This window comes from Cyanothece sp. BG0011, from assembly GCF_003013815.1.
Lineage (GTDB): Bacteria > Cyanobacteriota > Cyanobacteriia > Cyanobacteriales > Microcystaceae > Crocosphaera.
In genome coordinates, this window is record NZ_PRLH01000137.1 from 1 (window position 1) to 26,100 (window position 26,100).

General features: G+C 36.7%; 32 protein-coding genes and 3 pseudogenes. 24 read left to right on the forward strand and 11 right to left on the reverse strand.

Going from position 1 to position 26,100, the window contains the following annotated elements:
• The 4 genes and pseudogenes from C4E06_RS16215 to C4E06_RS16230 all read left to right on the forward strand — a co-directional run.
• Positions 1–670 (forward strand): annotated as a pseudogene (locus C4E06_RS16215) (AarF/ABC1/UbiB kinase family protein); the annotation flags it as partial.
• A gap of 37 nt (positions 671–707) precedes the next feature.
• Entirely contained in the window at positions 708–2,138 is a 1,431-nt protein-coding gene (locus C4E06_RS16220) for a hypothetical protein (protein WP_107669000.1), read from the forward strand.
• Positions 2,139–2,208: 70 nt separating this feature from the next.
• The gene (locus C4E06_RS16225) at positions 2,209–2,961 is read left to right on the forward strand and encodes a Uma2 family endonuclease (protein ID WP_107669001.1); all 753 of its coding nucleotides are present in this window, start codon (positions 2,209–2,211) and stop codon (positions 2,959–2,961) included.
• 158 nt (positions 2,962–3,119) lie between these two features.
• Complete coding sequence (locus tag C4E06_RS16230; protein ID WP_198648747.1) at positions 3,120–4,292, forward strand: FG-GAP repeat protein; 1,173 nt, start codon at positions 3,120–3,122, stop codon at positions 4,290–4,292.
• A 9-nt stretch (positions 4,293–4,301) separates the two neighbouring features.
• Here the strand turns inward: C4E06_RS16230 and C4E06_RS16235 are convergent, their stop codons facing one another.
• Positions 4,302–5,567 (reverse strand): RNA-guided endonuclease TnpB family protein, encoded by a 1,266-nt coding sequence (locus C4E06_RS16235; RefSeq protein ID WP_107666572.1) that lies wholly within the window; start codon positions 5,565–5,567, stop codon positions 4,302–4,304.
• Between the two features lie 31 nt (positions 5,568–5,598).
• Between C4E06_RS16235 and tnpA the strand changes: the two genes are divergently transcribed.
• The 13 genes and pseudogenes from tnpA to C4E06_RS16300 all read left to right on the forward strand — a co-directional run bounded on the left by tnpA (position 5,599) and on the right by C4E06_RS16300 (position 12,349).
• Positions 5,599–6,012: an IS200/IS605 family transposase gene (gene tnpA / locus C4E06_RS16240; protein ID WP_107666573.1), complete on the forward strand. Its 414-nt coding sequence runs from the start codon at positions 5,599–5,601 to the stop codon at positions 6,010–6,012.
• 101 nt (positions 6,013–6,113) lie between these two features.
• Positions 6,114–6,326: a hypothetical protein gene (locus C4E06_RS16245; RefSeq protein ID WP_107669003.1), complete on the forward strand. Its 213-nt coding sequence runs from the start codon at positions 6,114–6,116 to the stop codon at positions 6,324–6,326.
• Between the two features lie 77 nt (positions 6,327–6,403).
• Positions 6,404–6,712, forward strand: coding sequence for a DUF4258 domain-containing protein (locus tag C4E06_RS16250; protein WP_107669004.1), 309 nt, complete (start codon positions 6,404–6,406; stop codon positions 6,710–6,712).
• Between the two features lie 4 nt (positions 6,713–6,716).
• The gene (locus C4E06_RS16255; RefSeq protein ID WP_107669005.1) at positions 6,717–6,950 is read left to right on the forward strand and encodes a YgiT-type zinc finger protein; all 234 of its coding nucleotides are present in this window, start codon (positions 6,717–6,719) and stop codon (positions 6,948–6,950) included.
• Between the two features lie 23 nt (positions 6,951–6,973).
• A pseudogene (locus tag C4E06_RS28825) lies at positions 6,974–7,126 on the forward strand (type II toxin-antitoxin system RelE/ParE family toxin); the annotation flags it as partial.
• 56 nt (positions 7,127–7,182) lie between these two features.
• Positions 7,183–8,163: a carbohydrate kinase gene (locus tag C4E06_RS16265; RefSeq protein ID WP_107669006.1), complete on the forward strand. Its 981-nt coding sequence runs from the start codon at positions 7,183–7,185 to the stop codon at positions 8,161–8,163.
• A 91-nt stretch (positions 8,164–8,254) separates the two neighbouring features.
• Positions 8,255–8,716: a CBS domain-containing protein gene (locus C4E06_RS16270; protein WP_107669007.1), complete on the forward strand. Its 462-nt coding sequence runs from the start codon at positions 8,255–8,257 to the stop codon at positions 8,714–8,716.
• An 81-nt stretch (positions 8,717–8,797) separates the two neighbouring features.
• Positions 8,798–9,616, forward strand: coding sequence for a hypothetical protein (locus tag C4E06_RS16275; protein WP_107669008.1), 819 nt, complete (start codon positions 8,798–8,800; stop codon positions 9,614–9,616).
• Between the two features lie 104 nt (positions 9,617–9,720).
• A complete protein-coding gene (locus tag C4E06_RS16280) occupies positions 9,721–10,371 on the forward strand; it encodes a histidine phosphatase family protein (RefSeq protein ID WP_107669009.1) in 651 nt (216 codons plus the stop codon).
• A gap of 16 nt (positions 10,372–10,387) precedes the next feature.
• On the forward strand, positions 10,388–11,032 hold the full coding sequence (locus C4E06_RS16285) for a histidine phosphatase family protein (RefSeq protein ID WP_107669010.1): 645 nt from the start codon (positions 10,388–10,390) through the stop codon (positions 11,030–11,032).
• Positions 11,033–11,242: 210 nt separating this feature from the next.
• Positions 11,243–11,629, forward strand: coding sequence for a cyclic nucleotide-binding domain-containing protein (locus C4E06_RS16290; RefSeq protein WP_107669011.1), 387 nt, complete (start codon positions 11,243–11,245; stop codon positions 11,627–11,629).
• A gap of 39 nt (positions 11,630–11,668) precedes the next feature.
• The gene (locus tag C4E06_RS16295) at positions 11,669–12,055 is read left to right on the forward strand and encodes a cyclic nucleotide-binding domain-containing protein (RefSeq protein WP_107669012.1); all 387 of its coding nucleotides are present in this window, start codon (positions 11,669–11,671) and stop codon (positions 12,053–12,055) included.
• A 3-nt stretch (positions 12,056–12,058) separates the two neighbouring features.
• A complete protein-coding gene (locus C4E06_RS16300) occupies positions 12,059–12,349 on the forward strand; it encodes an acylphosphatase (protein ID WP_107669013.1) in 291 nt (96 codons plus the stop codon).
• Between the two features lie 4 nt (positions 12,350–12,353).
• Here the strand turns inward: C4E06_RS16300 and C4E06_RS16305 are convergent.
• The 6 genes and pseudogenes from C4E06_RS16305 to C4E06_RS28080 all read right to left on the reverse strand — a co-directional run bounded on the left by C4E06_RS16305 (position 12,354) and on the right by C4E06_RS28080 (position 16,703).
• A pseudogene (locus tag C4E06_RS16305) lies at positions 12,354–13,195 on the reverse strand (Rpn family recombination-promoting nuclease/putative transposase).
• A 44-nt stretch (positions 13,196–13,239) separates the two neighbouring features.
• On the reverse strand, positions 13,240–13,401 hold the full coding sequence (locus C4E06_RS28075) for a DUF5989 family protein (RefSeq protein WP_198648748.1): 162 nt from the start codon (positions 13,399–13,401) through the stop codon (positions 13,240–13,242).
• On the reverse strand, positions 13,401–13,808 hold the full coding sequence (locus C4E06_RS16310) for an SxtJ family membrane protein (protein WP_107669014.1): 408 nt from the start codon (positions 13,806–13,808) through the stop codon (positions 13,401–13,403). The genes C4E06_RS28075 and C4E06_RS16310 overlap by 1 nt, the downstream gene beginning before the upstream one ends.
• 19 nt (positions 13,809–13,827) lie before the next feature.
• Positions 13,828–15,666, reverse strand: a complete 1,839-nt coding sequence (locus C4E06_RS16315; protein WP_107669015.1) for a carbamoyltransferase — start codon at positions 15,664–15,666, stop codon at positions 13,828–13,830.
• Positions 15,667–16,209: 543 nt separating this feature from the next.
• Positions 16,210–16,524 carry a hypothetical protein gene (locus tag C4E06_RS16320; protein WP_107669016.1) on the reverse strand — a complete coding sequence of 105 codons (315 nt, stop codon included), beginning with the start codon at positions 16,522–16,524 and terminating at the stop codon, positions 16,210–16,212.
• A 2-nt stretch (positions 16,525–16,526) separates the two neighbouring features.
• Positions 16,527–16,703 (reverse strand): hypothetical protein, encoded by a 177-nt coding sequence (locus C4E06_RS28080; RefSeq protein WP_198648749.1) that lies wholly within the window; start codon positions 16,701–16,703, stop codon positions 16,527–16,529.
• 404 nt (positions 16,704–17,107) lie between these two features.
• Between C4E06_RS28080 and aspS the strand changes: the two genes are divergently transcribed.
• The 7 genes from aspS to C4E06_RS16355 all read left to right on the forward strand — a co-directional run bounded on the left by aspS (position 17,108) and on the right by C4E06_RS16355 (position 22,528).
• Positions 17,108–18,904, forward strand: coding sequence for an aspartate--tRNA ligase (gene aspS, locus C4E06_RS16325; protein WP_107669017.1), 1,797 nt, complete (start codon positions 17,108–17,110; stop codon positions 18,902–18,904).
• 130 nt (positions 18,905–19,034) lie between these two features.
• Positions 19,035–19,271, forward strand: coding sequence for a hypothetical protein (locus tag C4E06_RS16330; RefSeq protein ID WP_198648750.1), 237 nt, complete (start codon positions 19,035–19,037; stop codon positions 19,269–19,271).
• Entirely contained in the window at positions 19,249–19,518 is a 270-nt protein-coding gene (locus C4E06_RS16335; RefSeq protein ID WP_107669018.1) for a type II toxin-antitoxin system RelE/ParE family toxin, read from the forward strand. Before C4E06_RS16330 ends, C4E06_RS16335 begins: the two co-directional genes overlap by 23 nt.
• A 27-nt stretch (positions 19,519–19,545) precedes the next feature.
• Positions 19,546–20,727: an 8-amino-7-oxononanoate synthase gene (gene bioF / locus C4E06_RS16340; RefSeq protein WP_107669019.1), complete on the forward strand. Its 1,182-nt coding sequence runs from the start codon at positions 19,546–19,548 to the stop codon at positions 20,725–20,727.
• Positions 20,717–21,409, forward strand: coding sequence for an alpha/beta hydrolase (locus tag C4E06_RS16345; protein WP_107669020.1), 693 nt, complete (start codon positions 20,717–20,719; stop codon positions 21,407–21,409). The genes bioF and C4E06_RS16345 overlap by 11 nt, the downstream gene beginning before the upstream one ends.
• Positions 21,399–22,214: a methyltransferase domain-containing protein gene (locus C4E06_RS16350; RefSeq protein WP_107669021.1), complete on the forward strand. Its 816-nt coding sequence runs from the start codon at positions 21,399–21,401 to the stop codon at positions 22,212–22,214. The genes C4E06_RS16345 and C4E06_RS16350 overlap by 11 nt, the downstream gene beginning before the upstream one ends.
• Positions 22,215–22,261: 47 nt before the next feature.
• On the forward strand, positions 22,262–22,528 hold the full coding sequence (locus C4E06_RS16355; RefSeq protein ID WP_107669022.1) for a YciI family protein: 267 nt from the start codon (positions 22,262–22,264) through the stop codon (positions 22,526–22,528).
• Positions 22,529–22,543: 15 nt separating this feature from the next.
• Here the strand turns inward: C4E06_RS16355 and C4E06_RS28085 are convergent, their stop codons facing one another.
• From C4E06_RS28085 to C4E06_RS16375, 4 genes are all read right to left on the reverse strand, one after another.
• Positions 22,544–23,290, reverse strand: coding sequence for a PEP-CTERM sorting domain-containing protein (locus C4E06_RS28085; protein WP_198648751.1), 747 nt, complete (start codon positions 23,288–23,290; stop codon positions 22,544–22,546).
• Positions 23,291–23,455: 165 nt separating this feature from the next.
• Positions 23,456–24,544 carry a glycerol dehydrogenase gene (locus tag C4E06_RS16365; RefSeq protein WP_107669023.1) on the reverse strand — a complete coding sequence of 363 codons (1,089 nt, stop codon included), beginning with the start codon at positions 24,542–24,544 and terminating at the stop codon, positions 23,456–23,458.
• A 144-nt stretch (positions 24,545–24,688) separates the two neighbouring features.
• Positions 24,689–24,940, reverse strand: coding sequence for a hypothetical protein (locus C4E06_RS16370; protein WP_198648753.1), 252 nt, complete (start codon positions 24,938–24,940; stop codon positions 24,689–24,691).
• Positions 24,941–25,042: 102 nt separating this feature from the next.
• Positions 25,043–26,062, reverse strand: coding sequence for an N-acetylmuramoyl-L-alanine amidase (locus tag C4E06_RS16375; RefSeq protein WP_107669024.1), 1,020 nt, complete (start codon positions 26,060–26,062; stop codon positions 25,043–25,045).
• Positions 26,063–26,100 lie beyond the last annotated feature (38 nt).

Consider the following 26,100-nt stretch of genomic DNA (forward strand, 5'->3'; position numbering starts at 1 on the left):
TGATGCCCAACGTTGCGCTCAATTAACATTAGAATTAGCCGAAGCTGGACAACCCATGAGTTTAGCTCGTTTAGAAAACGATTATGATAGTATGTTGCGAAAATATTATAACTTGAGTATTTCGCAACTGAACTTTAGTGAAGTGTTTTATGAAGTCCTACAAGTTGCTAGAAATAATCGCATTCGTCTACCTAGTAACATGGGATTATATGCTAAAACCTTAGCCAATTTAGAAGGGGTAGCTAGAGCCTTTGATCCAGAGGTTAATTTTCTCAATCAAATTAAGCCCTTAATGACGGATTTATTCCGCCGTCAACTATTAGGAGATAACCCCATCGAAACCTTTTTAAGAACCGCTTTAGACTTAAAAAGTTTATCCTTGCGATCGCCCCGTCAAATGGAATTATTATTAGATCGGGTTACCTCTGAAACCCTGAAATGGAATGTTAACTTAAGAAATATTGATCCCATCCGTAGCAGTTTAGATAATTCAGCAAATCGCATCGCTTTTAGTATTATTGTTGGGTCTTTAATTATGGGTGCGTCTAATATTTCTAGTAGCGCACAAAGTTCGCAATTATTTTGGTTAAGTAACATTTTATTTACAGCCGCCAGTCTGCTAGGATTATGGTTAGCTATTAGTATTTTACGTTCAGGAAACCTGAAATAAGTTAATGATGAACCGTTGATAATTAGTAAATTGAACAATGACTACTACACCGATTAAAGAAAGTTGGATTAGCAAGTTTGATATTGCAAATTTTTGGAATAAATTGGTAGCGGTGATTGCTGTTATTAATTTTATTTTAGTGCTATTTAATATGAGTTACATTCCTTTACGGGATGTATATTTAAAGCGAATTCCTACTCTTGTTACCCTTTATGATCCTGTTAAAGCCATTGAACCCCATCCAGAAACAACTTATTACTTACAAACTGTCGATCAATTAGAACAAAAAATTAAACAAAATGGGTTAGATAGTCAAGTAACAGAAACCTTACTGGATAATTTACAACAACAAAGTTTAACCTTGTTGGATGAAAATCCTTTTTTAATTTCTAATAAGTTAGGAACGTTAGCGAAAATTAAAAGACTGGTTCGCCATGAGTTTAAGAGTTTATCGGCCAAAAGTGGCTTTTATCAATTATGGAGTAAAGACTATTTTCAATCCGTAGGAACAGCAGAAGCCTTAGACTTTTTTGATAGTAAACTTCGTCCCTTATTAGCGAGTAATTATTTTCGACCTATTGATGAAAATGGATTATATGTTGATAAATTTTGGCTCATTGATAGCGTCTTTATTTTATTCTTTTTCCTGGAAATTATGAGGAAAGCGATCTGGCGATCTATCCAGGATCATGATGTTAGTTTTATTGATAGATTATTGCGTCGTTGGTACGATTGGTTATTCTTGTTGCCTACATGGCGTTGGTTGAGAATTATTCCCGTTACGGTGAGGATACATCAATCTAAATTAGTGGATTTTGAGCGAGTCTTAGCCCAATTAACCCACGAACCCGCTGCCTATTTAGCTGATAGAATTTCTAACTTTTTGTTAGTGAGATTAATCAATCAAACTCAAGATTCTGTGGTGAGTGGAGAAGCAGCAAAAGCCCTATTGAATTCAGAATCTTATGTTAAATTGGGTTCAGTTAATAAAGTCGATGCCATTAGCGATCGCCTGTTAGAATTAACCATAGAACGGGTTTTACCTGAAGTTAAACCCGAATTAGAAGCCTTATTAAGACACAGTTTACAAGAATCGTTTAAAGACTCTAATGTCTATCAAGGTATTGCAACCATTCCAGGCATTCAATCCCTTCCTAGTGGTGTCATTCAACAACTAGCCGACTATTTAGCGGAGTCTACCTTAGAAATTTTAATGAATTCCTATGCTGATCTCGAAGGAAGGGAATTATTTAATCATCTTTCGACTCAATTTAAACAGTCATTAAGTCGAGAATTACAAGATCCTAAAACACAATCTCACTTACAATCTTTACTGGCTGAACTATTAGAAGAGATGAAAATTAATTATATTCAAAAATCTCGAGAAGAAGATCCTGAAGCAACCCTAGAAGAAGCAGAACATTTAAGAGAATTACAAGAAGATCAAGAAAAAGAAAAAGAGATTTAAAAAATATACATTATCAAACTGATAAACTTTTGGTGTAGTATAAAACAACTAAACAAATTGTTTAAGTAACATGACTTCCGTTACCAGTGCATCCGATGACATTAAATGGGAAAAATTACCCGACGATTTTATCTTACCTGATGACCCCGTAGACAATATTCATCAACCTGCGATCGCTGCAGCCTTAACTGATAGTTTAGAAATTGCTGGTAAACTTCCTGATACTGCGGTCACAACCACCAATTACGGCATCTGCGCCACGGTAAATGGCAAAATTGTCGTAAAAGCCCCTGACTGGGCTTATATACCTCATATTCGTGTGTCTCAAGGGGAAATTGATCGCAGCTACACCCCCCAACTTCAAGGGGAACCCCCCATTATTGTCATGGAATTTCTCTCAGATACCAATGGTCACGAATATTCCATTAAACCCACTTATCCCCCTGGAAAATGGTTTTTTTACGAGAAAATTCACAAGGTTCCTCACTATATTATTTTTGAACCTTATAGTGGGTTAATTGAACATTATCAACTTGATGAATCTGGGGGATATGAAATACAATCTAGTGATGAAACTGGACGTTATTGGATTCCTCAATTAGAGCTTTATTTAGGGCTTTGGGAAGGTACAAGAGAACAACGTAAAGGCTATTGGTTGCGCTGGTGGAATGAAGCAGGAGACTTGTTACTCTGGGGTTCAGAATTAGCCTTTCAAGAACGTCAAAAAGCTGAAGTTGAAAGGCAAAAAGCTGAAGTTGAAAGACAAAAAGCTGAACGTTTAGCTGCGCAATTAAGGGCTGCTGGTATTGAGCCTGAATTATAATAAATTAACTTGTAGGGGTCAACGCTGAGCGAAGTCGAAGTGTTGACCCCTACAAATTCGCAAAAAATTGAATAAAGAAAACTTGAAGGTTGATATCTTTATTCAATCTCCTGATGTATAAGGTTTGTAAACTTAATCTTTCTGTGAGCAGTTATTTTATGCTTGGTTTAGCAAAACTTATCAATTTTCGGAGGGAAAAGCAAAGCTTATCTTTTAATTTCCTGGCTACTTCTGTACTCGGTTTATCCTTTGGTTTAGGTTTGGTCTTTCCTCACTCCGCATCTGCGTTTGACTTTGATCAGAAGTTACTCGCCCCTGATGGTGCAGCAAGTGATCTATTTGGAGGATCTGTGTCATTATCAGGCAATACTGCTTTAGTGGGTAGTCCGGGTGATGATGATAATGGACAGAATAGTGGTTCAGCTTATCTGTTTGATGTTATCACAGGAACTTTACTACAAAAGTTAACCGCTCCTGATGGTGCAGGTGGTGATCAATTTGGATATTCTGTGTCACTATCAGGTAATATTGCTTTAATGGGTAGTTTGGGTGATGATGATAATGGAAGTGCTAGTGGTTCAGCTTATCTGTTTGATGTTACTACAGGAAATTTGCTATACAAGTTAACCGCCCCTGATGGCGCAGCAAGTGATCAATTTGGATGGTCTGTGTCACTATCAGGTAATACTGCTTTAGTGGGTAGTTATTTCGATGATGATAATGGAAGTAATAGTGGTTCAGCTTATCTGTTTGATGTCATCACGGGGAATTTTCTACAAAAGTTAACTGCCCCTGATGGTGCAGAGGGTGATAACTTCGGATATTCTGTGTCACTATCAGGTAATACTGCTTTAGTGGGTAGCCGTCTTGATGATGATAATGGAGGTAATAGTGGTTCAGCTTATCTATTTGATGTCACTACGGGAAATTTTCTACAAAAATTAACCGCCCCTGATGGTGCAGCAAGTGATCAATTTGGCTCTGCTGTATCGTTGTCTGGCCATACTGCTTTAGTGGGTAGCTTTTCTGATAATGATAATGGAAGTGATAGTGGTTCAGCTTATTTATTTGATGTCACTACAGGCGATTTTCTACATAAGTTAACTGCCCCTGATAGTGCAGAATTTGATCAATTTGGATGGTCTGTGTCACTATCAGATAATACTGCTTTAGTTGGTAGTAGGTCTGATGATGATAGTGGAACTAATAGTGGTTCAGCTTACCTATTTGATGTCACTACAGGGAATTTACTACAAAAGTTAACCGCCCCTGATGGTGCAGAATTTGATAGCTGTGACGTTCTCCCTCCGTTAACCGCTTGGGCGGTATAACGGGGGCTTCTAAAACAGAGATAACTGCATATACTCAGTTCCAGAAGTTTCCTGCTTCACAGGCTGTCCACTGACTAAGCCTCCACAGGCAGACGGGATGAGACCCACCCCATGTATTTGCAATGCCTTTTTTATAATATTAACTGCGGCGTTTTCATCCCTATCCATTGTCAAATTACATTTCGGACATTCATGTAATCTAACTGATAGTGTTTTCGGAACTTTATGACCACAGCTTGAGCAATTTACTGTCGTTCCATGAGGACTAACTTTGACAAACCAAACGCCGCGTTTTACCGCCACTGCTTCTAATTTTGTTAAGAAATTTCCCCAAGCGACATCTAAAATACTCTTAGCCAATTTAGTTTTAGCTAACCCTTTGATGTTTAAGTCTTCACAAGCAATAAAATCATAATTATTGACCAACCAATGTGCTGTTTTGTAGTGCCAGTCTTTTCGATATCTAGCAATTTTTTGATGAGTTAAAGCTATTCTTTTTTGTTGTTTCTCATAGTTTTTTGACCCTTTATTTTTTCTGGCTAATTTACGTTGTTGACGAGCTAAATGCTTTTGTCGATTGCGATAAATCTTTTTAACAGCAACTGTTTTTCCTTGACTGGTAGTCAAAAACTCTTTTAATCCTACATCAATTCCAACTGCTGATTTGATATTATCTATGGGAATAACATTCGGAATCGTCTCATCTTCTGCTGTAATACAGACATAGTATCCATCTGCTTTTTTAACGATTGTAGCTGTTTTAAGAATAAAACTTTCAGGAATCGGACGATGGATTACAACTGGTATAGCTCCCCATTTTTTTGTCCAAAGACAATTATTTTGAAACTTGATAACAGCTTTGGGATGATTAACTCTCGAAAAACTAAAAGACCTTAATTGACCAGCTTTTTTAAATCTAGGTCGCCCTCCTCTTTTACCTTTTTTATCTGGAACTAACCATCTTTTCCAGGCTTTTTCTAATCTTTGAAGATTCATCTGTTGAACTTCGCAGTAGATATTTTTGTAGTCAGGAAAGAGAGTTTTTGTCTGTTTTAAATCTGATTGTTGAGTGTAATAATTAACTTTTTCTGGTATTTCTCCTATGGTTTCACTAATTAAACTGCATCTATCAATAGCACATCGAGTCCGTCTTAACCAGTCCAAACGCTGACCTAGCGCATAGTTCCAGTGACGACGTAAAAGTTCTAACCACTGGTTTATACACTCTGCTTGCTTTTGATTAGGCTTGATTCGGTACTCAAATGTCAGTATCATAATACTATTATTGTAGCACTTATCGTTGTTAATGAACAATAGTTATAGTAAAGAAAATAGGTCAGTTTACTTACTTGCCGTACATATTGTCTTAGTGACTAAATATCGGAGAAAAGTCATTACCCCTGACATCCTATCTCGTCTGCAACGAATTTTCACAGATACTTGCAGTAAATGGGATTGTCGATTAGTAGAATTTAATGGTGAAACAGACCATGTTCATCTACTTGTTGAGTTTAATCCTAAAGTTCAACTTAGTAAATTTATTGCTAATTTAAAAACTGTTTCTTCTCGTTTAATCAGAAAAGATTTTTCAGATCATTTAACTCAATTTTATGGACAAAAACCTGTGTTCTGGACTGGTTCTTATTTTATTGCTACTTGCGGTGGTGTAACGATTGAACAACTTAAACAATATGTTGAAAAACAACAATCTCCTGTTTAAAAGGACTCCCTATGGTCGGTTTATTTTTTGGTCGGTAATTCCCCTCCCCCTAACATTCGTATAAGGGGAGACCCCTTACCGACATTTAAGTTGGATATTCTGTGTCATTATCGGGGGATACTGCTTTAGTGGGTAGTCGTCTCGATGATGACAATGGACTTGATAGTGGTTCCGCTTATGTCTTTACGAATACGAGTCAATCTGTACCTGAACCCTCTTCAACCAGTGCTTTAGTCATTTTAGGTGCAGGAGGTGCTATTAGGTTTGGTATATCCTTTAAACGCAAACTTGCTAAAAATAGTAAGAAAAAATAAATTTAGATGAGTTTTATCATTGTCACCGATAATAAAGATAGTCCTCTAGAAACAAAATAGGGGACTTTTTTAAACACATGAAATCATTAGAGACTATTCGTCAACAACTAATGTCTGGAAAATTTGATTTGACACGCCATGCTTTAAAGCGTGTTGTTGAACGAAATATATCTAGACAAGAAATTATAGAGACAGGAAATAATGTTATTATGATTGAAGATTATCCTGATGATAAATATACTCCTAGTTGTCTTTTGTTGGGATTTACTGAAGTAAATAGACCCTTACATCTGCAGACATCTCGGTTAGATGCTCCCAGAACAACCATTATTACTCTCTATGAACCGAATGAAAAAGAATGGATTAATTATTCACAACGGAGATGAAAAAATGTTTAACTGTTATAGCTGTGGTTCAGAAAATTTTACATCTCAATTAGTTAATGAAACCTTTGAAATTGAAGGAAAACTAATTTTAGTAGAGAATATTCCTGCACAAGTTTGTAGTCGTTGTGGAGAAATTACTTTTAGTGGTGAGACAGCAGAAAAGGTTCGTTTAATAGTTCAAGGAGAAACGAAACCGATAAAATCAATTAAAGTGGACGTTTTTGCTTATCAAAGATGAAATATGAAACCTAATTGTAGTAAAATGACTTACGTTCTCCTCCTAGAAATCAATTAGAAGCTTTAAAAGGCGATCGTCAAGGACAGTATAGTATCCGCATAAATGATCAAGATATAATTTGCTTTATTTGGTCACAACAAGGTGTTAAAGAAGTTGAAATTATTGATTATCACTAATTACTTTAATTATGGTTAATATTCCTATATCTTTATCTACAGAAAAATAATATATGATGTGCTATCCTCAAGTAATTTGTATAGGTGAAATCCTATTTGACTGTCTTGCTGATCAATTAGGGAAAGAATTAAATGAAGTGACATCATGGACAGCCTACCCAGGGGGCGCGCCTGCTAACGTCGCTTGTGGTTTAATTAAGTTAGGGATTTCTGCTGCTTTTATTGGCTGTATTGGAGACGATAAACCAGGGGATGAGTTAATTGATCTCTTAAAAAAAATAGGGGTCAATATAACAGGAATACAACGACATCCTACAGCCAAAACTCGACAAGTTTATGTGACTCGTTCCCTAACAGGAGAACGTCAATTTGCTGGTTTTGGGAATATAAATACTGAAGAATTTGCTGATACCCAGTTAAACGCTGAACAGTTAGAAGAATCATTATTGACTCATGCAAACTATTTAGTTATTGGAACGTTAGAATTAGCTTATCCTAAAAGTAAAAAAGCAATTTTTAAAGCGATTGAACTAGCTAAAAAACATCAATTAAATATTTTTGTTGATATCAATTGGAGGCCCGTATTTTGGTTAGATTTAGCAAAAGCAAAGCCCTTAATTTTGCAAGGTTTAAAAGAAGTGGACTTTATTAAATGTTCCCAAGAAGAAGCCGACTGGTTATTTAGTACAGAAAATCCCCAAAAAATTGCTCAAAAATTCCCTAAAGTTAAAGGTGTCTTAGTGACATTAGGGGAAAAAGGCTGTGATTATTATATAGGTAAAAATAGAGGGACAGTAGAAGGGTTTTCCGTTAAAGTAGTAGATACAACAGGAGCAGGAGATAGTTTTGTTGCTGGTTTTTTATCTCAATGTTGTCAGTATCAAGAAAAAATATTAAGTGATCCCGTAATAGCAAAAAAAGCCATACTCTATAGTAATGCTGTGGGGGCATTAACCACCACAAAACCAGGAGCGATCGCCGCCCAACCCAGCAAAGAACAAGTTGAAACTTGGCTAGAACAAACCATTAATAATTAATAATTAATAATTAATACTAACCCTGTCAAGAGATGCCGTTCTATCTTAAAATAGTAATTAATAAATAATAAAATAGTTCACCAGGTGAAATATGACCAAAACTGTGGCCCAAGTCATGACGCAAAACCCCATCACCGTTACTCCCCAAACCCCCCTATCCGAAGCGGTGAAAATTATAGCAGAAAAAAAAATTAGTGGATTACCCGTGGTGAATGAACAAGGGAAACTCGTAGGAATTATTTCTGAAACCGACTTAATGTGGCAAGAAACAGGAGTCGAACCGCCCCCCTACATTATGATTTTAGATAGCGTTATTTATCTACAAAATCCTGCCCGTTACGAAAAAGAAGTTCATAAAGCCCTAGGGCAAACCGTGGGGGAAGTTATGAGCGATAAACCCATTAGTGTCAAAGAAACACAACCCTTAAAAGAAGCGGCCCATCTGATGCACGAAAAGAAAATTCGTCGTTTACCAGTAGTTGACGAAAATAATACCAAAGTGATCGGCATTCTGACTCAAGGGGACATTATTCGCACCATGGCCCAAGAATAATTGTTACAATTTTGATCGATCAAAAGTGTCTTTTTGTCTAATAGATAAAAAAAACAAAAAATAGGAAGGGGATGGGGAAAAATGACACAAATGACCAGTAGTGTCTCCAATAACGTCATTAATAACTATATTCAACGAGTGACAGAATGGAGTCAGTCCAGTCAGCGAATTCCAACCACTGAAGAATTAGAAAGTATCGCGGCCGAATTAGGGATAGAACCCGAAGAAATTCAAGCAGCCCAAAAACAATCCCACGATCACTATGTTCGGGCCCAGGGTTATATGCGTTTAAAACATTGGGACGATGCGATCGCAGAACTGCAAGAAGCCGTCGCTTTTAATCCTTCTAACTTAGATATGTTAGTCAGTTTAGCCTCGGCACATATGGGTCGATGGGAAGCCTATCACCGACGAGAAGATGAAAACAACATTCGTCTGAGAATTCGGCAATGTCTCGTCATTAAACCCGACTGCGAAGACGCGCTCAATTTATTGGCTAGGCTGTCCACTAACCTCAAGTGGCGTAATCGGATCATAACCGCCATTGGAGTGGGTTTAGGCGGAATTTGTGTGGGGATAGGAGGGGTGGCATTATTCGGAGACGGCCTACCCCAATGGTTTCAAGGAGAATCAAAACTCGAACAGTTAGAACAAAGTGTTATCCGTGAATTAGACCTGCTACAACGGCAACAAGATTCCTTAGAAGCCCAAATGACAGCAGGACAACGACAAAATGATCAACGGAGTCAAAGAAATCTATCAATTTTACAAAGTCGCATCAATCAATTAGAAAGAGAAGTTAATCAGTTAGAACAAAAAATTGTAGAACTTGAAAAAGAACAACCTCAAAAAATAATTCCCCGTTCTTCTAACCGATCAATTATCAGGGGCATGGAGTAAGGATAAGACCTCATGAATGTAGAATGTAGAATTTAGAATGTAGAATTGAGAATTAACTTCTTTTTGCATTTTGAATTCTATATTTTTAACCTAAACTGAACCTCATGAGTCTTAAACTGTATTTTCTGAGACACGGAGAAACCACCTCCTCTCAAACAGGAACCTACTGTGGCAGATTAGATATTGAATTGACCCCCTCTGGCCTACAAATGGCAGAAGATTTTGCCCAAACCTATAAGACGGTTCAATGGAAAGCGGTTTATTCGAGTCCGTTAAAACGAGCGATCGCCACAGCTAAACCCTTATGCGATCGCCTCAACCTACCCATGGAACTCCGTCACGGCCTCAAAGAAATCTATTATGGAGACTGGGAAGGGAAAACCCCCGAAGAAGTGAACCGAGAGTTTCATGATGACTATGTGCGCTGGTTAGCCGATCCGGGTTGGAATAGTCCCAACGGCGGAGAAAAAGGGATCGACATCGCCCGTCGGAGTTCAGAAGTCCTCGAAGAAATTGAACATAAGTATGACACCGGTAATATTTTAGTCGTCTCCCATAAAGCAACGACCCGGATTATGTTATGTTCTCTGTTGGGAATCGATGTGGGCCGTTATCGCGATCGCATTGGAATGGCAGTGGCCGCCCTCAGTATCGTCGAAATGGCTGACCATGGCCCTTTAGTTCATGTCATGGGCGATCGCTCTCATCTGAGAACAGAATTAAGAAAAAGATATGCAATATCGGTCAACTATTAAACTGTATTAATTAAAAATGGCTTTAATGCTTTACTTCCTGCGCCATGCCCAAACCGCCTACAGCAAAACAGGGGGATATTGCGGTAAATTAGAAAATGATCCGGGATTGACCCCCGAAGGTCATCAAATGGCCCAGGCCTTCGCCCAGGCTTATGCCCATTTACCCTGGAAAGCTATTTATGTTAGTCCGTTATATCGCACCAGACAAACCGCAAGACCTCTATGTGAAAAGGTAGGGCTTTCTATGCAACTACGGGAAGGACTACAAGAGATCGGTTATGGTAAATGGGAAGGAATGCACCCTAAAGACATCGATCGCCACTATCATGATCGTTATGTAAAATGGTTGACAGACCCGGCTTGGAATGCACCCCCAGAGGGAGAAAGAGGGATCGATATTGCCCGTCGCAGTTCCCACGTTCTCGAAGAAATTGAGCAGACTTACGACACGGGTAACATCTTAATTGTCTCTCATAAAGCGACTATCCGTATTATGTTATGTAGTTTACTGGGTATTGATATTAAATATTACCGCGATCGCTTTTTAATGCCAGTGGCTGCACTGAGTTTGGTAGAATTAACCCTGACTGGACCGTTGATTCATTTTATTAGCGATCGCTCCTACTTAGATGATTATTTACAGTCCTTACCCAGTACCTAAATCTGTTTAAAATAATAATTAATCTTTTCTATAACATTTCTCACTCTGATGAGGTACATTTTTAACTCCTGACTATTGCCACCCCCTCTAACTCCCCCTTTTGTGAGGGGGAGAACCCTTGCCTATTGCCTTAAAGCGATCCCCTGTGTACCTCATGAGTATGAGAACTGCTATATTGTTTCAATTGTTATTTTTCTAGAAATTAAATCAATGTTAAAACCGATAGAAACCGTTAAATTATTTGAATCTCAACCCGAACAAACTTTTGCCCCCGGAGAGGTTATTTTCAGAAATGGAGAACAAGGAACTGTGATGTATGGCATCATTGAAGGGGAAGTAGAAATGTATATTAATGATAAAGTTATTGAAGTGATTAAAAAAGGTGATGTTTTTGGACAAGGGGCCTTAGTTCATGAGGATTATTTAAGGGCTTCTACTGCTATTGCTAAAACTGAATGTAAACTAGCTATTTTAGACAAAGAACATTTCTTATTTGCGGTACAACAAACGCCCATGTTTGCCCTAGAAGTTCTCAGAAGTTACTCTGATCGTCATCGTCGTTTAAAAAAAGTAATGGACGCTTTAGGGAATATTTAGAAAATCACCCATCCTACTATAATTATAGGCATTAAACCCATGATACAACCCATTGAAACGATCAAAATTTTCAAAAGTCAACCGGAAATCACGGTTTCCAAAGGAGAGATTATTTTTAGGGATAAAGAAAAAGGAACGGTGATGTATGGCATCATTAAAGGGGAAGTGGAAATGTATGTTGATGATCAACTGGTAGAAATAATCGAAGAAGGGGATATTTTTGGACAAGGAGCGTTAGTTCATGAAGACTATTCAAGAGCGTCTACTGCTATTGCTAAAACTGACTGTAAACTGGCGGTTTTAGATCGCGATCGTTTTTTATTTGTTGTACAACAAACCCCCATGTTTGCTTTAGGGGTAATGAGAAGCTATTCTGATCGTCATCGTCGCTTAAAATCAGTGATGAATGGCCTGATCGATATCTAAACAATGACTGATTCTAATCTTATTTGCGTTCATGTTTTTATTAGTGGCACAGTTCAAGGGGTAGGATACCGCTATTCTACGGTACAGGAGGCTCAAAAACTAGGCATTAAGGGATGGGTCAGAAACCGCCGTGATGGGCGTGTAGAAGCGATTTTTGAAGGGACAGAACCCTTAATTGAACAAATGGTGCAATGGTGTCACCAGGGGCCGAGGAGTGCTAAAGTGACTGATGTCACCCTAGAAACCGTAGAACTTCAGTTATATAAAGGGTTTGAAGTCAAAGAAACTTGTTGAAGCTTTAGTTTTGATTTTTATTAACTTCTGCTTGCACTGTTTCTAAAGGTAAATCTAAAGAAGCTGCTATAATTTCTACACTCAGACCTAATTTTATCATTCTGGGGATAGACTCTAATTTACTCGATAGTTGTCCTTCTTGTCTGCCTTCTTGTCTGCCTTCTTGTCTGCCTTCTTGTCTCCCTTTTTGTCTCCCTTCTTCTAACGCTTCTTGATAGACTTTGGTTTGTTTTAAATCACTTAAACTAAACATAGCTTCTAGTTCCTGACGATTAATTTTGGGTAATTTATAAATTAGAATAGTTTCTAATAGTTCCAAAAGCTCTTTTTGTTGCTGTTTATCATTAATGTCTTGGCGAACTTTTTGGATGATTGGTTGAGCAACTGCAACGGCTTCGGTTTCTTTGGATACTATTAATTCAATTATAGCAATGCCTAGGGAGTTTGTGTCAGACGCTGCTAATTCATTAATATAAATACGTTGTATTCGTTGAGAAGTGAGTAATTCTTGATAACGTTGAATATTAGATGATTCCACTTGACGATTGGGATAAATAATAACTCCCTTCCAATCAGATTGCAAAGGAGTTTTACTTAAATACAAAAATATTTCACTAAAAAAACGAGCATAAAAGTTACTATCTTTTTGAAATTGAACTTCTAAAAAATAGATGGGATCACTTTTTTTTTGGGTAAAAAAACTCCATCAATACGAAAAGCTAACTGTTTCACTTCTACCGATGAAAAGTCATAGTTACTAGCGTCTTCTGGGTTATGATTAATAAGTTCAAAGAAGAAACTAGGAAATGATTGAAACAGCCGATAAAAAATAGTGTCTGTTTTCATTATCTATTTGATTAACAATCAAGACAAATAGTCTTCAGTTATCTCTAAAACAAAGTATAAATAAAAGGAGCGATCGCAGATCCTTGAGTAAAAATAATTAAGGCACCTAATAACACTAAAGTAATAATTAATGGGGCTAACCAATACTTTTTACGTTCGTTTAAAAAGCCCCATAAATCTTTTATAAGTTCAATAAATCCTTCCATTAATAAGGTTTCTCCATACTAAGTTTATTTTTAATTTGACTAGATACTCGATAGGTTTCTGATCTAAATTCAAATTTTCTTGTCAATGGATCTCGCTTAATTAGCTTCATAAATAAGCCCATTGGTGTCACAATAATAAAGAAAATAAGCCCTAAAATAACACGACTATTGACCCATGCAAGCACCTGGGCAACTCTCATCCATCCTTGATAAATAGGAGCAAGAGATTGGGGAATTAATAGCCCTAAACTGCCTAAAACAGCAGCAATAATCCAAGGAATTAAAGGTAAAGAATGACCCCATAATAATGGTAATAGTAAGCCAAATAATAAGGCAATCATTCCCCCTGTTATTAAGCCAAATTCCCTTAATCCTTTTTTATCTAATTTCGGTATTTCATGAAACATCTTTTTCCTCTCTAGTTTATTAATCTAGTTCAAATTCATCTTTCCAAGCCTCATCTTTTTGCCATTGAGGTTGTTTAGACTTAGCCAATAAATAATTATTAATCACTAAATAATCCATCTCAGTCCGCATAAAACAACGATAGGCATCTTCTGGGGTACAAACAATCGGTTCTCCTCTAACATTAAAGGAAGTATTGACTAAAACCCCACACCCTGTCAAGGCTTCAAATTGTTTAATTAATTGATAGTAACGGGGGTTCGTTTCGGGGTGAACAGTTTGTACTCTTGCTGAATAGTCAACATGGGTAATAGCAGGAATTTTTGAGCGAGGAATCTTCAATTTTTCGATACCAAATAATTGTTTTTGTTCTGCTGTCATGGGGATATGTAAGTCTTTTTTGACTTCAGCCACTATTAACATATAGGGACTGGGTTTATCTAACTCGAAATATTGGTTAACTTTTTCGCCTAAAACAGAGGGTGCAAAGGGACGAAATGACTCTCGATATTTAATTTTTAAGTTCATCACTGACTGCATTTTCTCATTCCGAGGGTCTCCAATAATTGAGCGATTTCCTAACGCCCTCGGTCCAAATTCCATCCTTCCTTGAAACCAACCGACAACATTACCTTTAGCCAATATTTCTGCTACTTTGCTAAACAGTTCACTGTCTTCTAAATAAACATAATTAGCCCTCACATCCTCAAGATATTGTTGGGCTTCTTCATTACTAAATTCAGGCCCTAAATAAGCCCCTTGCATTGCATCAGAATCATTGGTATAACGAGGCTTTTCTAAATATTGATACCAAATGGCTAACGCTGCCCCTATCGCCCCTCCAGCGTCTCCTGCTGCTGGTTGAATCCAAATATCTTTAAATTTTCCTTCTCTTAAAAGTCGCCCGTTAGAAACACAATTTAAAGCCACACCTCCGGCTAAACATAAGTTATCGGTTCCTAATTCTTGGTAAGCAGTATTAGCTAATTTTAAGACGATTTCTTCGGTTACTTTTTGAATAGAAGCAGCAATATTCATCTCCCGTTGGGTAATTTCGCTTTCGGGTTGACGAGGAGGTTGACCAAATAGTTTTGCAAACTTACTATTCGTCATAGTTAAACCGGTCGCATAATTAAAATAATCCATATTGAGGCGAAAGGTCCCATCCTCTTTAATATCAATTAAATTCTCTAATATTAAGTTAGTATATTTCGGTTCACCATAAGGGGCTAACCCCATTAATTTATATTCCCCAGAATTGACCTTAAATCCTGTATAATAAGTAAAGGCAGAGTATAATAAACCCAAGGAGTGAGGAAAGTTAATTTCCCACTGGGGAATCATACTATTACCTTCCCCTAACCATAAGGAAGTTGTAGCCCATTCTCCGACAGCATCTAAACATAAGATAGCTGCGGTTTCAAAGGGACTAGGAAAGAAGGCAGAAGCAGCATGAGATTGATGATGTTCTGTAAATAATAACGGGGGAAGTTGGGCGGTTTTACAGTTAGCTAATTTCGCTAATTCTTTCTTTAAAACTGTCTTTAAATATAACTTTTCTTGTAGCCATGCTGTCATGGCTGTGACGAAAGAACGAAACCCTTTTGGTGCATAGGTAATATAGGTTTCTAGAAGTCTTTCAAAGGTAATTAAAGGCTTTTCATAAAAAACAATATAATCTAACTTTTGTAGAGAAAGATTAGCTTCGGTTAAGGCATAACTAATGGCATTTTTCGGAAACCTAGCATCATGTTTCTTGCGCGTAAATCTTTCTTCTTGTGCGGCCGCTATAATGTTTCCTGATTGAACGACAGCAGCCGCACTGTCATGGTAATAGGCAGAAATGCCCAAAATATTCATCTTTAATTTGATCCTCCACCACGTTATACTGCTTGTGCTGCGATGGCCAAAGACCCCTGATCGCAAGAAATAACCTACAGGATAACACAATAGACGGAAAAAACTAAAATAAGATTCTACTACAGTGTCTTACAAAATGGCCACGATGGCTAAAGTAACACCAGTCCAAAATAGGGTTTTACTGCGGGCAGAACATAAACCGGGCAACATCATAACTGTTTATCTCCATGATAAATAGAGAAGTTGGCTCTATCTATCTTTACTATACTATTTCTCTTCTGAAATGAACTCAGTATATTCTAGGTTGAGGGAAACTCTTTGGTTAACCTCTCAGCAATTGCCACCAGTCCCCAGAGAAAGATTAGGATGGTTGCTAGACTCATCATGGGTATTTCCTCTTATATTAACTTTTGTAAATTTACTTAACTTCATTTTAACTTTATGCCATGAGAGTCAGCAGGGATGATAACCGTATCAGTATAAATACTGAGCAAGAGACAAAGTAGATAGCTTTCCAAAAAGAGTAATGATGAGTAAATAGACTTAAATATGCCCTTTTCTTTCTTTTTGAACAGCGAAAGCTAGTTTCTCAGGAATTTTGTCTAGATTCGCTGCTATTTCAGCTTCAGAGAAAGGAGACACAAAGGTATAACAGGGGTCACATTCTCCGTCATCGTAAACTTGCATTACCCATTTATCAGGTAAATTATTAACTGAAACTTCGACAATATACCACCATCTATCATCGACTCTGTGAGAATTTTCTACCGTAAATAACTCTTTTTCTTGGTCAGATAATTCCCATTCTTCTACAATAAATTCAATGGCTTTTTGTTCTGCTTCAACTAAAGAAATCATGACTAATGTTCTACCTCATTAACTTTTTCAATTTCCCAGTGATCTGCGTCTATTTCTCCTAATAAGGCTTCAAGTTTTTGTTGGGCTTCTCTTGCTGATTTTGCTTTGATGGAAAAACAGGCACTCACCACAATTTCATAGAGTTTATCGGGATTGAACTGTTGAATACTATGTTTCATTATATCCCAGAGGAATGTATAAAATCTAAAGTTAATATATTGATTCTAGGGCAATGATTAAGGGAAAATCTGTAAAAAAAATATTAAATAGTATCTTTAGTTGAGATAGGCTTCTTCTTTTTTTAAAAAAATTTATAGCATCTTTCCAGGGATTTAGGGAAAATATAAACTTAATCTTAAAAAAAACATACCGTTAAACATAACACCGTTCAAAAGTACAACAATAAGAGATAATGGTGGGTAGGTCTCAATTTTGTGTACCTTAAAAGACGGATAATCGATGAGAGATAAAAAAGCTGACTATGAAGCTATTTTAAAGAAAATTAACTATCACTTGTCAATTATCCAGAGGTAACGAGCTATAATGCACGATCCAGTACAATAACAACTTAGATAAATTTCAGATGCGAACCCATTATTGTAACCACGTCAGCGCAACCGATATTGATAAGACTGTCACCCTATTTGGATGGGTTGATCGCCGTCGGGATCACGGTGGGGTGATTTTTATTGACCTACGCGATCGCACAGGAATCGTGCAAATTGTCAGCGATCCTCAGCGTACCCCTACATCCTACCCCATCGCTGAGACCCTCCGTAACGAATATGTGGTCAAAATCATTGGACAAGTTAGTCAGCGTCCCCCTGAGTCTTTAAACCCCAAAATCCCCACCGGGGAAATAGAAATTTATGCCGAGTCCATTGAGTTATTAAATGGGGTGAATAAACAACTGCCTTTTGTGGTTTCGAGTTTAGAAGCTGAGTCAGTTAAAGAAGAAACTCGTCTCAAATATCGCTATTTAGATTTAAGACGCGATCGCATGGCCAAAAATTTACAATTACGCCATGCTGTGGTAAAGGCTATTCGTCGTTATCTCGAAGACGAACAGCAGTTTATGGAAATAGAAACCCCGATACTAACTCGTTCGACTCCTGAAGGGGCAAGGGATTATTTAGTACCCTCTAGAGTTAACCCTGGACAATGGTATGCACTGCCTCAGTCTCCTCAATTATTTAAACAATTATTGATGGTTTCAGGGTGCGATCGTTACTACCAAATTGCTAGATGTTTTCGTGACGAAGACTTACGGGCCGATAGACAGCCAGAATTCACTCAATTGGATATGGAAATGAGTTTCATGTCTGAAGAGGAAATACTAGAACTCAATGAAGGATTAGTTTGCTCAATTTTTAAAGCGGTTAAAAATATCGATTTACCTCGTCCTTTTCCTCGGCTAACTTATCAAGATGCGATGGAAAAATACGGCAATGATCGCCCAGACACTCGCTTTGATCTAACCTTAGTTGATGTTTCGGATATTGTGAAAGATAGTGGGTTTAAAGTCTTCTCAGGTGCCGTTAAAAATGGGGGTAAAGTGAAAGTTTTACCCATTCCTGGGGGGAATGATGTTATCTCTAATGTGCAGATCAAACCCGGGGGTGACTTATTTAAAGAAGCGACAGAGGCAGGGGCAAAAGGCATTGCTTATATTCGGGTTAAAGAGAATAATAAATTAGACACCATCGGGGCGATCAAAGATAATTTAACCAAAGAACAAAAAGCCGAGTTATTAGCAAGAACTGGCGCAAAACCTGGCTATTTATTGTTATTTGGTGCTGGAGATACAGACACAGTTAATAAGTCCTTATCTCGCTTAAGATTAGTGATCGGTCAACGCATGAATTTAATTGATCCTGACAAGATTAACTTACTTTGGATCACAGAATTTCCGATGTTTGAATGGAATGCAGATGAGAAGCGTTTAGAAGCGTTACACCATCCCTTTACTGCCCCTAATTTAGCCGATTTAAACGATTTAGCAACGGCCAGGGCGCAAGCTTATGATTTGGTTTATAATGGGGTAGAAATCGGAGGTGGAAGTCTGAGGATTTATCAAAAAGAAATCCAAGAAAAGGTATTTGAAACCATTGGCTTATCGTTAGAAGAAGCTTATAATAAATTTGGCTTTTTATTAGAAGCCTTTGAGTATGGAACCCCACCCCACGGAGGTATTGCTTACGGGTTAGATCGCTTAGTTATGTTATTAGCAAAAGAAGACTCTATCCGCGATGTTATCGCTTTTCCTAAGACTCAACAAGCCAGTTGTTTACTGACAGAAGCCCCCGCTTCCGTTGATAGTAAACAGTTAAAAGAGTTACAAGTGAAATCCACTTATAAACCGAAAGTCAAAGAAGAATAAACTTATCAATTAATCTAAGGTAGGCAATGCTTACCTTATTTGTTTTGTTCGTTTAATATGAGTGTTGGTTAAACAGATTGAGGTAAAATCCAATACATTATTATATGTCATATAGTGTAGAAAAAACGTGATGGAAATGCAACCCTTGAATTTACCCCAAGACATTGAACAAAATCTTACCTTTCTTGCCAAAGAAACTGGGCGAGAGAAAGACGATCTTGTGCAGGAAGCCATCTCTAGGGGGATAGAGGATCTCATAGAAGATATCGAAGACATCAGGGATGCTAAAAAGGTTTTAGCAAGTTCTAGCAGACAGTGGACTCTTGAAGAGGTGGAGGCAAAACTTGACTTGGAAGGTCCTATTTAAGGATGAAGCTTTGAAGCAACTAAGGAAACTTAACCCTACTATTCAAAATCGAATCACAAATTATCTCAGGATACGCCTTGCCACTGATGAAGATCCTCGAAGATTTGGTAAAGGCTTAAAGGGAGACATGAAAGGCTTGTGGCGTTACCGTGTTGACGACTACCGCATTATCTGTTTAATAGAAGACGAAGTATTAACCGTCCTAGTCGTAAAAATTGGTCATCGTCGCAAAGTTTATAGAAATTAATCCTTTTTAAAATCTTTGGAAAATTTTATGAATTCTGACATTAATCAAAGCAATAAATTAGAATTTATCAAAAAAGAATTACAAGAAAGAAAAACTAATAATAATTTAAGACAATTAAATGCTATTTATCCAAAAGATGCCGTTACCGTTATCAAAAATGGCAAACGTTTAATTAATTTTAGTTCTAATGATTATTTAGGACTTTCCAAACATCCCCAGATGATTACAGCCTCTCAAGATTATCTTAACCGATATGGAACGGGGTCAACGGCTTCCCGTTTAGTCAGTGGAACCTATGATATTCATGAAAAATTAGAGGAAAAAATAGCAAAACTCTGCGGTAAAGAAGCAGCTTTATTATTTAACACAGGATTTCAAGCGAACACGACCATTATCCCTACTTTAGTTAATCAAAAATCCCTGGTGTTATGCGATCGCTTGGTTCATAATAGTATCTTACAAGGGATTTTCTTAAGTCAAGCCCAATGGAAACGCTATAAACACAATGATTTAAGTCATTTGGAGACATTACTTAAAAAAGCTATTTTACAGGGCTACAATCGCATTTTAATTGTCACTGAGACGGTTTTTAGCATGGAAGGAGACAGAAGTGATGTAGACCGTTTGATTCAACTTTCTCAACAATACAACACACTTCTTTACCTCGATGATGCCCACGCTTTAGGTATCATGGGGAACAAAGGCATGGGACTGACAGCGTATCAGTCAGGAATTGATATTAGTTTAGGAACCTTTGGCAAAGCAATGGGAAGTTTTGGGGCCTTTATTACCACGTCTAAAGGAATGCGTGATTATCTGATTAATTGTTGCCCAGGGTTCATTTATACTACTGCTTTACCGCCGGCTGTTATTGGTTCGATTGATGCTGCGTTTGATATGATTCCTAACTTAGACAAAGAAAGAGACTACTTATTGCAACAGGTATCTTATTTACAAAATAACCTTATAAATTTAGGCTATCAAGTTCTTAACTCAAGTTCTCCTATTATTCCTGTTATCATTGGAAATGAGGAAAAAACCTTAAAATTATCAAATTTTTTAGAAAATAATGGTATTCTAGCTACTGCAATTAGACCCCCAACGGTTCCGAAAAATACGGCCAGAATTCGTTTAGTTTTATCCAGTCAACATCAACCCGAACACATAGATTATCTTATTAATTTACTGAAACAGTATCATGAATTTTAAAAGAGAAATTATTGCTTATCATGGTTGGGCTTTTGATAGAAACTGCTGGAAAGAATGGCAAGAAATTTTATCAACTAATTTTAAATTTAAAACTTATGATAGGGGATATTTTGGTAAAAGTTATACACCCAGTTTTGATAATACTGAGAAAATAAAGATTATTTTTGCTCATTCATTTGGCTTACATTTATGTCCTTTAGAAACCCTAAAAAAAGCTAATTTACTAATCTTATTTAACAGTTTTGCTCAGTTTCATCCTAAAGGAGAAAAACAAAGAAAACGATCAAAAAATGCCTTACAGTTAATGATAAACGAGTTCAATAAGAATCCTAAAAGTGTTTTAGAATCTTTTTACAAAAAATGTTACTCTCCTTTTTCTTCAGTTAACACAAATTATGATAGTGGAGACTGGGAAAAATTGGGGGAAGATTTAGAGTTATTAAATACATCTATTGTCGATATAAATATTCTTAAAAAAGTACCTAAAATTTATATAATTCAAAGTTCAAAAGATCGTATTTTTAACCAATCTTATGCACAAGAATTTTACAAAAACTTGGGTGATAATAGTCAATATTATGAAATCGAAAATATTGGACACAGCCTACCTTTTACTAATATCAAATCTTGCTTACCCATGGTTAACCAAGCATTAGGAGAAATAGACAATTATGGTACTTAGTCAAATAACTCAGTCTTACCAAAAAGAAAAAATAGCAAACAATTTTAGTAAAGGGGTTAATAACTATTTATCTCATTCACAAGTTCAAAAACACTGTGCAGAAAAATTATTACAAATAGCACAAAATTATACTAATTCTATTCCTAAAGGGTCAATTTTAGAAATTGGTTGTGGGACAGGGTTTGTGACGCAGGAACTTATCAAGCAGTTTCCTAACCACTTCAAAGATATTATTGATATCTCCGATGAAATGCTGAAATATTGTGAAAAAAATCTACATATTTCAGAACAACAAAAAGCGTTAATTCAGTTTCGACAAATGGATGGAGAAACTATCAAAACAGATGCTAATAGTTATGCTGCAATTATTAGTAGTTTTACTATACAGTGGTTTCAAGATATTGTTAATAGTTTAAACCGTTTAATCAATACCTTACAACCGCAAGGAGTTTTATTAGTTGCTTTCCCTAATGATAAGAGTTTTCCTGAGTGGCAAAAAATGTGTGATCAATTAAATGTACCTTTTACGAGAAATCAATTACCCAATATCGAAGAATTAATGCAAAAATTATCAATTCCACCTCATAAAATTTATATCTATGAAGAACAAGTAAGCATAAATTATAATAATGCTGCTGATTTTTTTAAAAGTCTTAAAATTATTGGTGCAGGATGTAACTTAAAGCAAGAAAAACTATCCATTCCACAGATGAAAGAATTAATAAATTATTGGAATCATCAATATTATCCTCAAAAAATAGAAGTGACCTATGACGTGACTTTTCTAGGAATTCAGTTAATATGATATACTAATAACTACGACTAGATAACCTTTAATTCTTACTGTTGATTATGCCTTGGTTTGTAAAAATTGAAACAGGAATTGTCAATAAAAAAATATTTGATCAATATGTCCCTGAACATAAAAAATATGTCCAAGCATTAATTAATCAAGGACATCAAGCAAAAACAGGATATTGGGGAGACTATGGGGGAGGAATGTTATTATTCAAAGCAACTTCTTTAGAAGAAGCAGAAACAATCGTAAAAAAAGATCCCCTAATTGTCAATAATTGTGTTAAGTACGAATTACACCAATGGTGTATTGTGGTTGAATGAATAACATTCTAAAGCTTAACCCTTTTTCTTCTTTTGAGACTGATGAAGCTTACGTTTAAATTGGGTTCCAAAAGCAATAGCGGTTGCTGTTCCTAAGATAGTTAAAGGTTCAGGAACAGCTGAGATAGTAACATCATCAATGGCTAAATGAATCACACCATCAGTGAACGCTCTAGGGGTATATAATTGTAATTGATCAAACTTTACTCCAGATAAAGATAGAGTCGTTGATAAATATTGATCGGATGAATTAAATTGATCAAAATCTGATAGTAACACTGAAGTTATCCCTACTTTTTCTCCTTGAAAAAAGGCTTCTAAAACCAGAGAGTCTTTATCAGGAGGCAAAAACGGACCACCAACCCCCAAAGAAGGATTAAGGGTAACGACATCTAAACTAATGCTCTCTGATACTTGTGTAGGTTTGATGTTCATAGAACCAAAAGAACCAACAATTGAGTCTTCAACATCAGGAATACCGAAAGTAAGATAATTTGGACTCGAAAAAAATGGCTCAAATTGATTATTTGATTGAATCAGAAATTGAGGTCGTTGAAATCTAAATCCAGCGATTAAATTAGAAAATGTAACACCATCATCAGTAACAGACAAACCAGAAAAAGCTGGTGTTAAGCTATCAAAATTAGCCACAGCAGCTAAAGAAGGAGTGGCAAAACCTAAGCTCGAAATAATGCCTAAAGCCAGAATCTTCCGATGCCAATTGATAGAATGAATGTTAAGGGAAAAAAGATTAAAAAGCAAGGCTGTACTCCTCAATAATGTTAGAAAAACTCATTTTCTTATTCTTAAAATAAGATAGCACTTGTAGTCAGATTTTTGCTAGTCTACAAAACATAATTTATGTTATCAAGAAACTGTTTTTACCTTTTTAAACCAAAGTTAACTAATTATTAATTTATCTTAAAATTAATGACTATTTTTCCCTTCTTGATTAGCAATTAATAAACTATCTAATACTATTTCTGGAGTCAGATCAAAAGGTAAATTGTGAATGGTTTCTTCAGTAGAACAAGCTCTTTTTGCCACTGGTATGAGATAATCTCTATCTAGATTTGTTACGCCGATTTGTTCTAATGTAGTGGGTAATCCTACAGATTCACAAAACGTATAAACTTCATCTATTATTGATTGAGAACGCTCAGTTAAAAACAACATAGCTAGTAATCCGATGGTTACTTTTTCTCCGTGCCAAAAATGATGAGTTTCTTCTAACATTGTCAACCCATTATGAATAGAATGAGCAGCGGATAACCCTCCACTTTCAAACCCTAAACCACTTAATAAGACATTAGCCTCTACCACATTTTCTAAAGCAGAATTAACCATTTTATTCTGACAAGCAACTTTAGCTTTTAAGCCATTTTCTAGAATCATATCGTAACAAAAACGAGCTAAATGATAAGCGGTTTTTGTCCCTAAATAACCCGTTGTATTCTTACCATGACTAATTTTACAGTCTTCTGCCTCAAACCAAGTTGCCAAAGCATCTCCCATTCCTGAGACGAGAAAACGCACAGGACTTTCTGCAATAATTTGGGTATCAACTAACACTAAATCGGGATTTTTTGGTAAAAATAAATAACGATCATATTCACCTTCTGGGGTATAAATCACCGAAACACTGGCGCAAGGTGCATCATTTGAAGCGATAGTAGGAACAATGACGACAGGAGTATTTAATTGATAGGCCACTGCTTTAGCTGTATCTAAAATTTTACCCCCACCCACTCCCATAACAAGGTTAACATTTTTTTCTTTTCCACACCTTACTAATCGCTCAATTTCTGGATCACAACATTCTCTATTAAACGGTTCAATATGTAAGTTTACTTTACCTTCTGCTGATGTTTTAATAGGGGTTTGGAAATAGTCTAAACCCGAAGGACTTAATAGACATAAAACTTCACTCCCTAGACGGGACAACTCATCACCGATTATATTTATACTGTCCTTACCTTGAACGTAGCGAGAGGGAAAAATAGCTGCTTTCATGATCTTTATCTCCCTTTGATTGCTATGTTTATTATCAAATATTTATGACAATTTAAGGAAAAATTTAAGATCAATTTAATAAAGTCTTTATTTAGTTAATCATCAGGATAAGAATAAAGTAAGTTTTTTGTTTCTTTTTTTAGTATTTTAATTTCCTTGTTTAAATTTCGTATGAGGTAAAGGATTAAATTTAACCTCTTCTTCAGAAGTTAATAAGGATTTTAAGTCTATATTCAAATTATCCGCTATATAACCAGCCCCTTCTAAAACAGCCAAAGGTTTATTATTAAGTTCATCATCCCACCAACTAGGTAAACCATATTCTCTGATATAGTCTTCTTTTAGTCCTAATCTAGCTAGTTTTTTGTAGAGGGTTGACATAGTAAGAATTTCTGCCATTTTTTACCCTTCTGTTTGACGAATATGATTGTTTGTAAGATAGAATTAATTTACTATAATAATAGTCTTTTGTCACGAAAATTAATATTCTTTTCTCATAGTCTATCGTAAATATTCTGTAATCCCATTAGCGATCGCCTCAGCCATTTTTTTACGATAACTGGCACTATTCAAATTACGATTATCTACACTTCCTGTCACAAAACCCACCTCAACCAAGGCCGCCGGCATCGACGTTTTACGTAACACATAAAACCGCGCTCTTTTCACTCCCCGATTTCTCGACACACTCACCCCCCGTAAAATGTTGCGATGAATGGACAAAGCGAGACGATAACCCGACGAAAAATAGTAAGTTTCCATCCCATTCACCTGAGATTGATTCCCTCCCACGGCGTTAGCATGGATGCTAACAAACACATTCGCGTCACTATTTTCGGCCCGTTGCACCCTTCCCCTCAAGGATACAAACGAGTCCCCAGAACGAGTCATAACCACGTTAAAACCCCGTTGTTTTAAAATTCTGGCAACTTCAGCCGAAATAGACAAAACCACCCGTTTTTCCTGTAATCCGCCCAATCCGATCGCCCCAGGATCTCGCCCTCCGTGGCCCGGATCGATCACCACCGTATAACGACCCCCTCCGCGATACACGGGACTGCTAGGATTGGGTAACGGGACAATAATGGCGACAGGTTCCTCTTCTGGGGGCAAAGAATAGACCGAATGGGGTTGAAAGTCCGATAACTGTACATACCAACGGTTATCCGCTAAACTTCGCACCTTGACTTCCCAAGGCCGCATGGAATATTGTTGCCCCAATTCCACGACAATACGAGTGGTATAAGGATTAAACTGGCCCACTCTGACTTCTTTGACGTAACCACTAATCTTATCTTGTGAAGTGCTTGGTCTTCCTAAATTAACCCCAGGTAAATCGATAATGAGACGGGTAGGGTTAGCAATCATGGAAGCTTTCGGGCGAACTCCCTCTTCTGTGACGATTTCGACGCGATTTTGACGAACATCAAAGTCCCAATATTCGAGATCATTGGCATCAACAGCAAGTCCTACGGTTTGAGAAACAAGCAGTCCCCCTAAAAGACTTCTTAGTAGCTTCATGTTTCAATCCTCACCCACTTTTTTATTTTTTGTCACTG

Coding starts and splice junctions, on each gene's coding strand:
- C4E06_RS16375 (WP_107669024.1), bottom strand. CDS start 26,062: ATGAAGCTACTAAGAAGTCTTTTAGGGGGACTGCTTGTTTCTCAAACC.
- C4E06_RS16235 (WP_107666572.1), bottom strand. CDS start 5,567: ATGATACTGACATTTGAGTACCGAATCAAGCCTAATCAAAAGCAAGCA.
- C4E06_RS16300 (WP_107669013.1), top strand. CDS start 12,059: ATGACTGATTCTAATCTTATTTGCGTTCATGTTTTTATTAGTGGCACA.
- C4E06_RS16270 (WP_107669007.1), top strand. CDS start 8,255: ATGACCAAAACTGTGGCCCAAGTCATGACGCAAAACCCCATCACCGTT.
- C4E06_RS16255 (WP_107669005.1), top strand. CDS start 6,717: ATGTTTAACTGTTATAGCTGTGGTTCAGAAAATTTTACATCTCAATTA.
- C4E06_RS16230 (WP_198648747.1), top strand. CDS start 3,120: ATGCTTGGTTTAGCAAAACTTATCAATTTTCGGAGGGAAAAGCAAAGC.
- C4E06_RS16275 (WP_107669008.1), top strand. CDS start 8,798: ATGACACAAATGACCAGTAGTGTCTCCAATAACGTCATTAATAACTAT.
- C4E06_RS16310 (WP_107669014.1), bottom strand. CDS start 13,808: ATGTTTCATGAAATACCGAAATTAGATAAAAAAGGATTAAGGGAATTT.
- C4E06_RS16280 (WP_107669009.1), top strand. CDS start 9,721: ATGAGTCTTAAACTGTATTTTCTGAGACACGGAGAAACCACCTCCTCT.
- C4E06_RS16220 (WP_107669000.1), top strand. CDS start 708: ATGACTACTACACCGATTAAAGAAAGTTGGATTAGCAAGTTTGATATT.
- C4E06_RS16315 (WP_107669015.1), bottom strand. CDS start 15,666: ATGAATATTTTGGGCATTTCTGCCTATTACCATGACAGTGCGGCTGCT.
- tnpA (WP_107666573.1), top strand. CDS start 5,599: ATGAACAATAGTTATAGTAAAGAAAATAGGTCAGTTTACTTACTTGCC.
- bioF (WP_107669019.1), top strand. CDS start 19,546: ATGAATTCTGACATTAATCAAAGCAATAAATTAGAATTTATCAAAAAA.
- C4E06_RS16320 (WP_107669016.1), bottom strand. CDS start 16,524: ATGATTTCTTTAGTTGAAGCAGAACAAAAAGCCATTGAATTTATTGTA.
- C4E06_RS16290 (WP_107669011.1), top strand. CDS start 11,243: ATGTTAAAACCGATAGAAACCGTTAAATTATTTGAATCTCAACCCGAA.
- C4E06_RS16370 (WP_198648753.1), bottom strand. CDS start 24,940: ATGGCAGAAATTCTTACTATGTCAACCCTCTACAAAAAACTAGCTAGA.
- C4E06_RS16355 (WP_107669022.1), top strand. CDS start 22,262: ATGCCTTGGTTTGTAAAAATTGAAACAGGAATTGTCAATAAAAAAATA.
- C4E06_RS16225 (WP_107669001.1), top strand. CDS start 2,209: ATGACTTCCGTTACCAGTGCATCCGATGACATTAAATGGGAAAAATTA.
- C4E06_RS16345 (WP_107669020.1), top strand. CDS start 20,717: ATGAATTTTAAAAGAGAAATTATTGCTTATCATGGTTGGGCTTTTGAT.
- C4E06_RS16295 (WP_107669012.1), top strand. CDS start 11,669: ATGATACAACCCATTGAAACGATCAAAATTTTCAAAAGTCAACCGGAA.
- aspS (WP_107669017.1), top strand. CDS start 17,108: ATGCGAACCCATTATTGTAACCACGTCAGCGCAACCGATATTGATAAG.
- C4E06_RS16350 (WP_107669021.1), top strand. CDS start 21,399: ATGGTACTTAGTCAAATAACTCAGTCTTACCAAAAAGAAAAAATAGCA.
- C4E06_RS28075 (WP_198648748.1), bottom strand. CDS start 13,401: ATGGAAGGATTTATTGAACTTATAAAAGATTTATGGGGCTTTTTAAAC.
- C4E06_RS16265 (WP_107669006.1), top strand. CDS start 7,183: ATGTGCTATCCTCAAGTAATTTGTATAGGTGAAATCCTATTTGACTGT.
- C4E06_RS28080 (WP_198648749.1), bottom strand. CDS start 16,703: ATGAAACATAGTATTCAACAGTTCAATCCCGATAAACTCTATGAAATT.
- C4E06_RS16330 (WP_198648750.1), top strand. CDS start 19,035: ATGGAAATGCAACCCTTGAATTTACCCCAAGACATTGAACAAAATCTT.
- C4E06_RS16285 (WP_107669010.1), top strand. CDS start 10,388: ATGGCTTTAATGCTTTACTTCCTGCGCCATGCCCAAACCGCCTACAGC.
- C4E06_RS16250 (WP_107669004.1), top strand. CDS start 6,404: ATGAAATCATTAGAGACTATTCGTCAACAACTAATGTCTGGAAAATTT.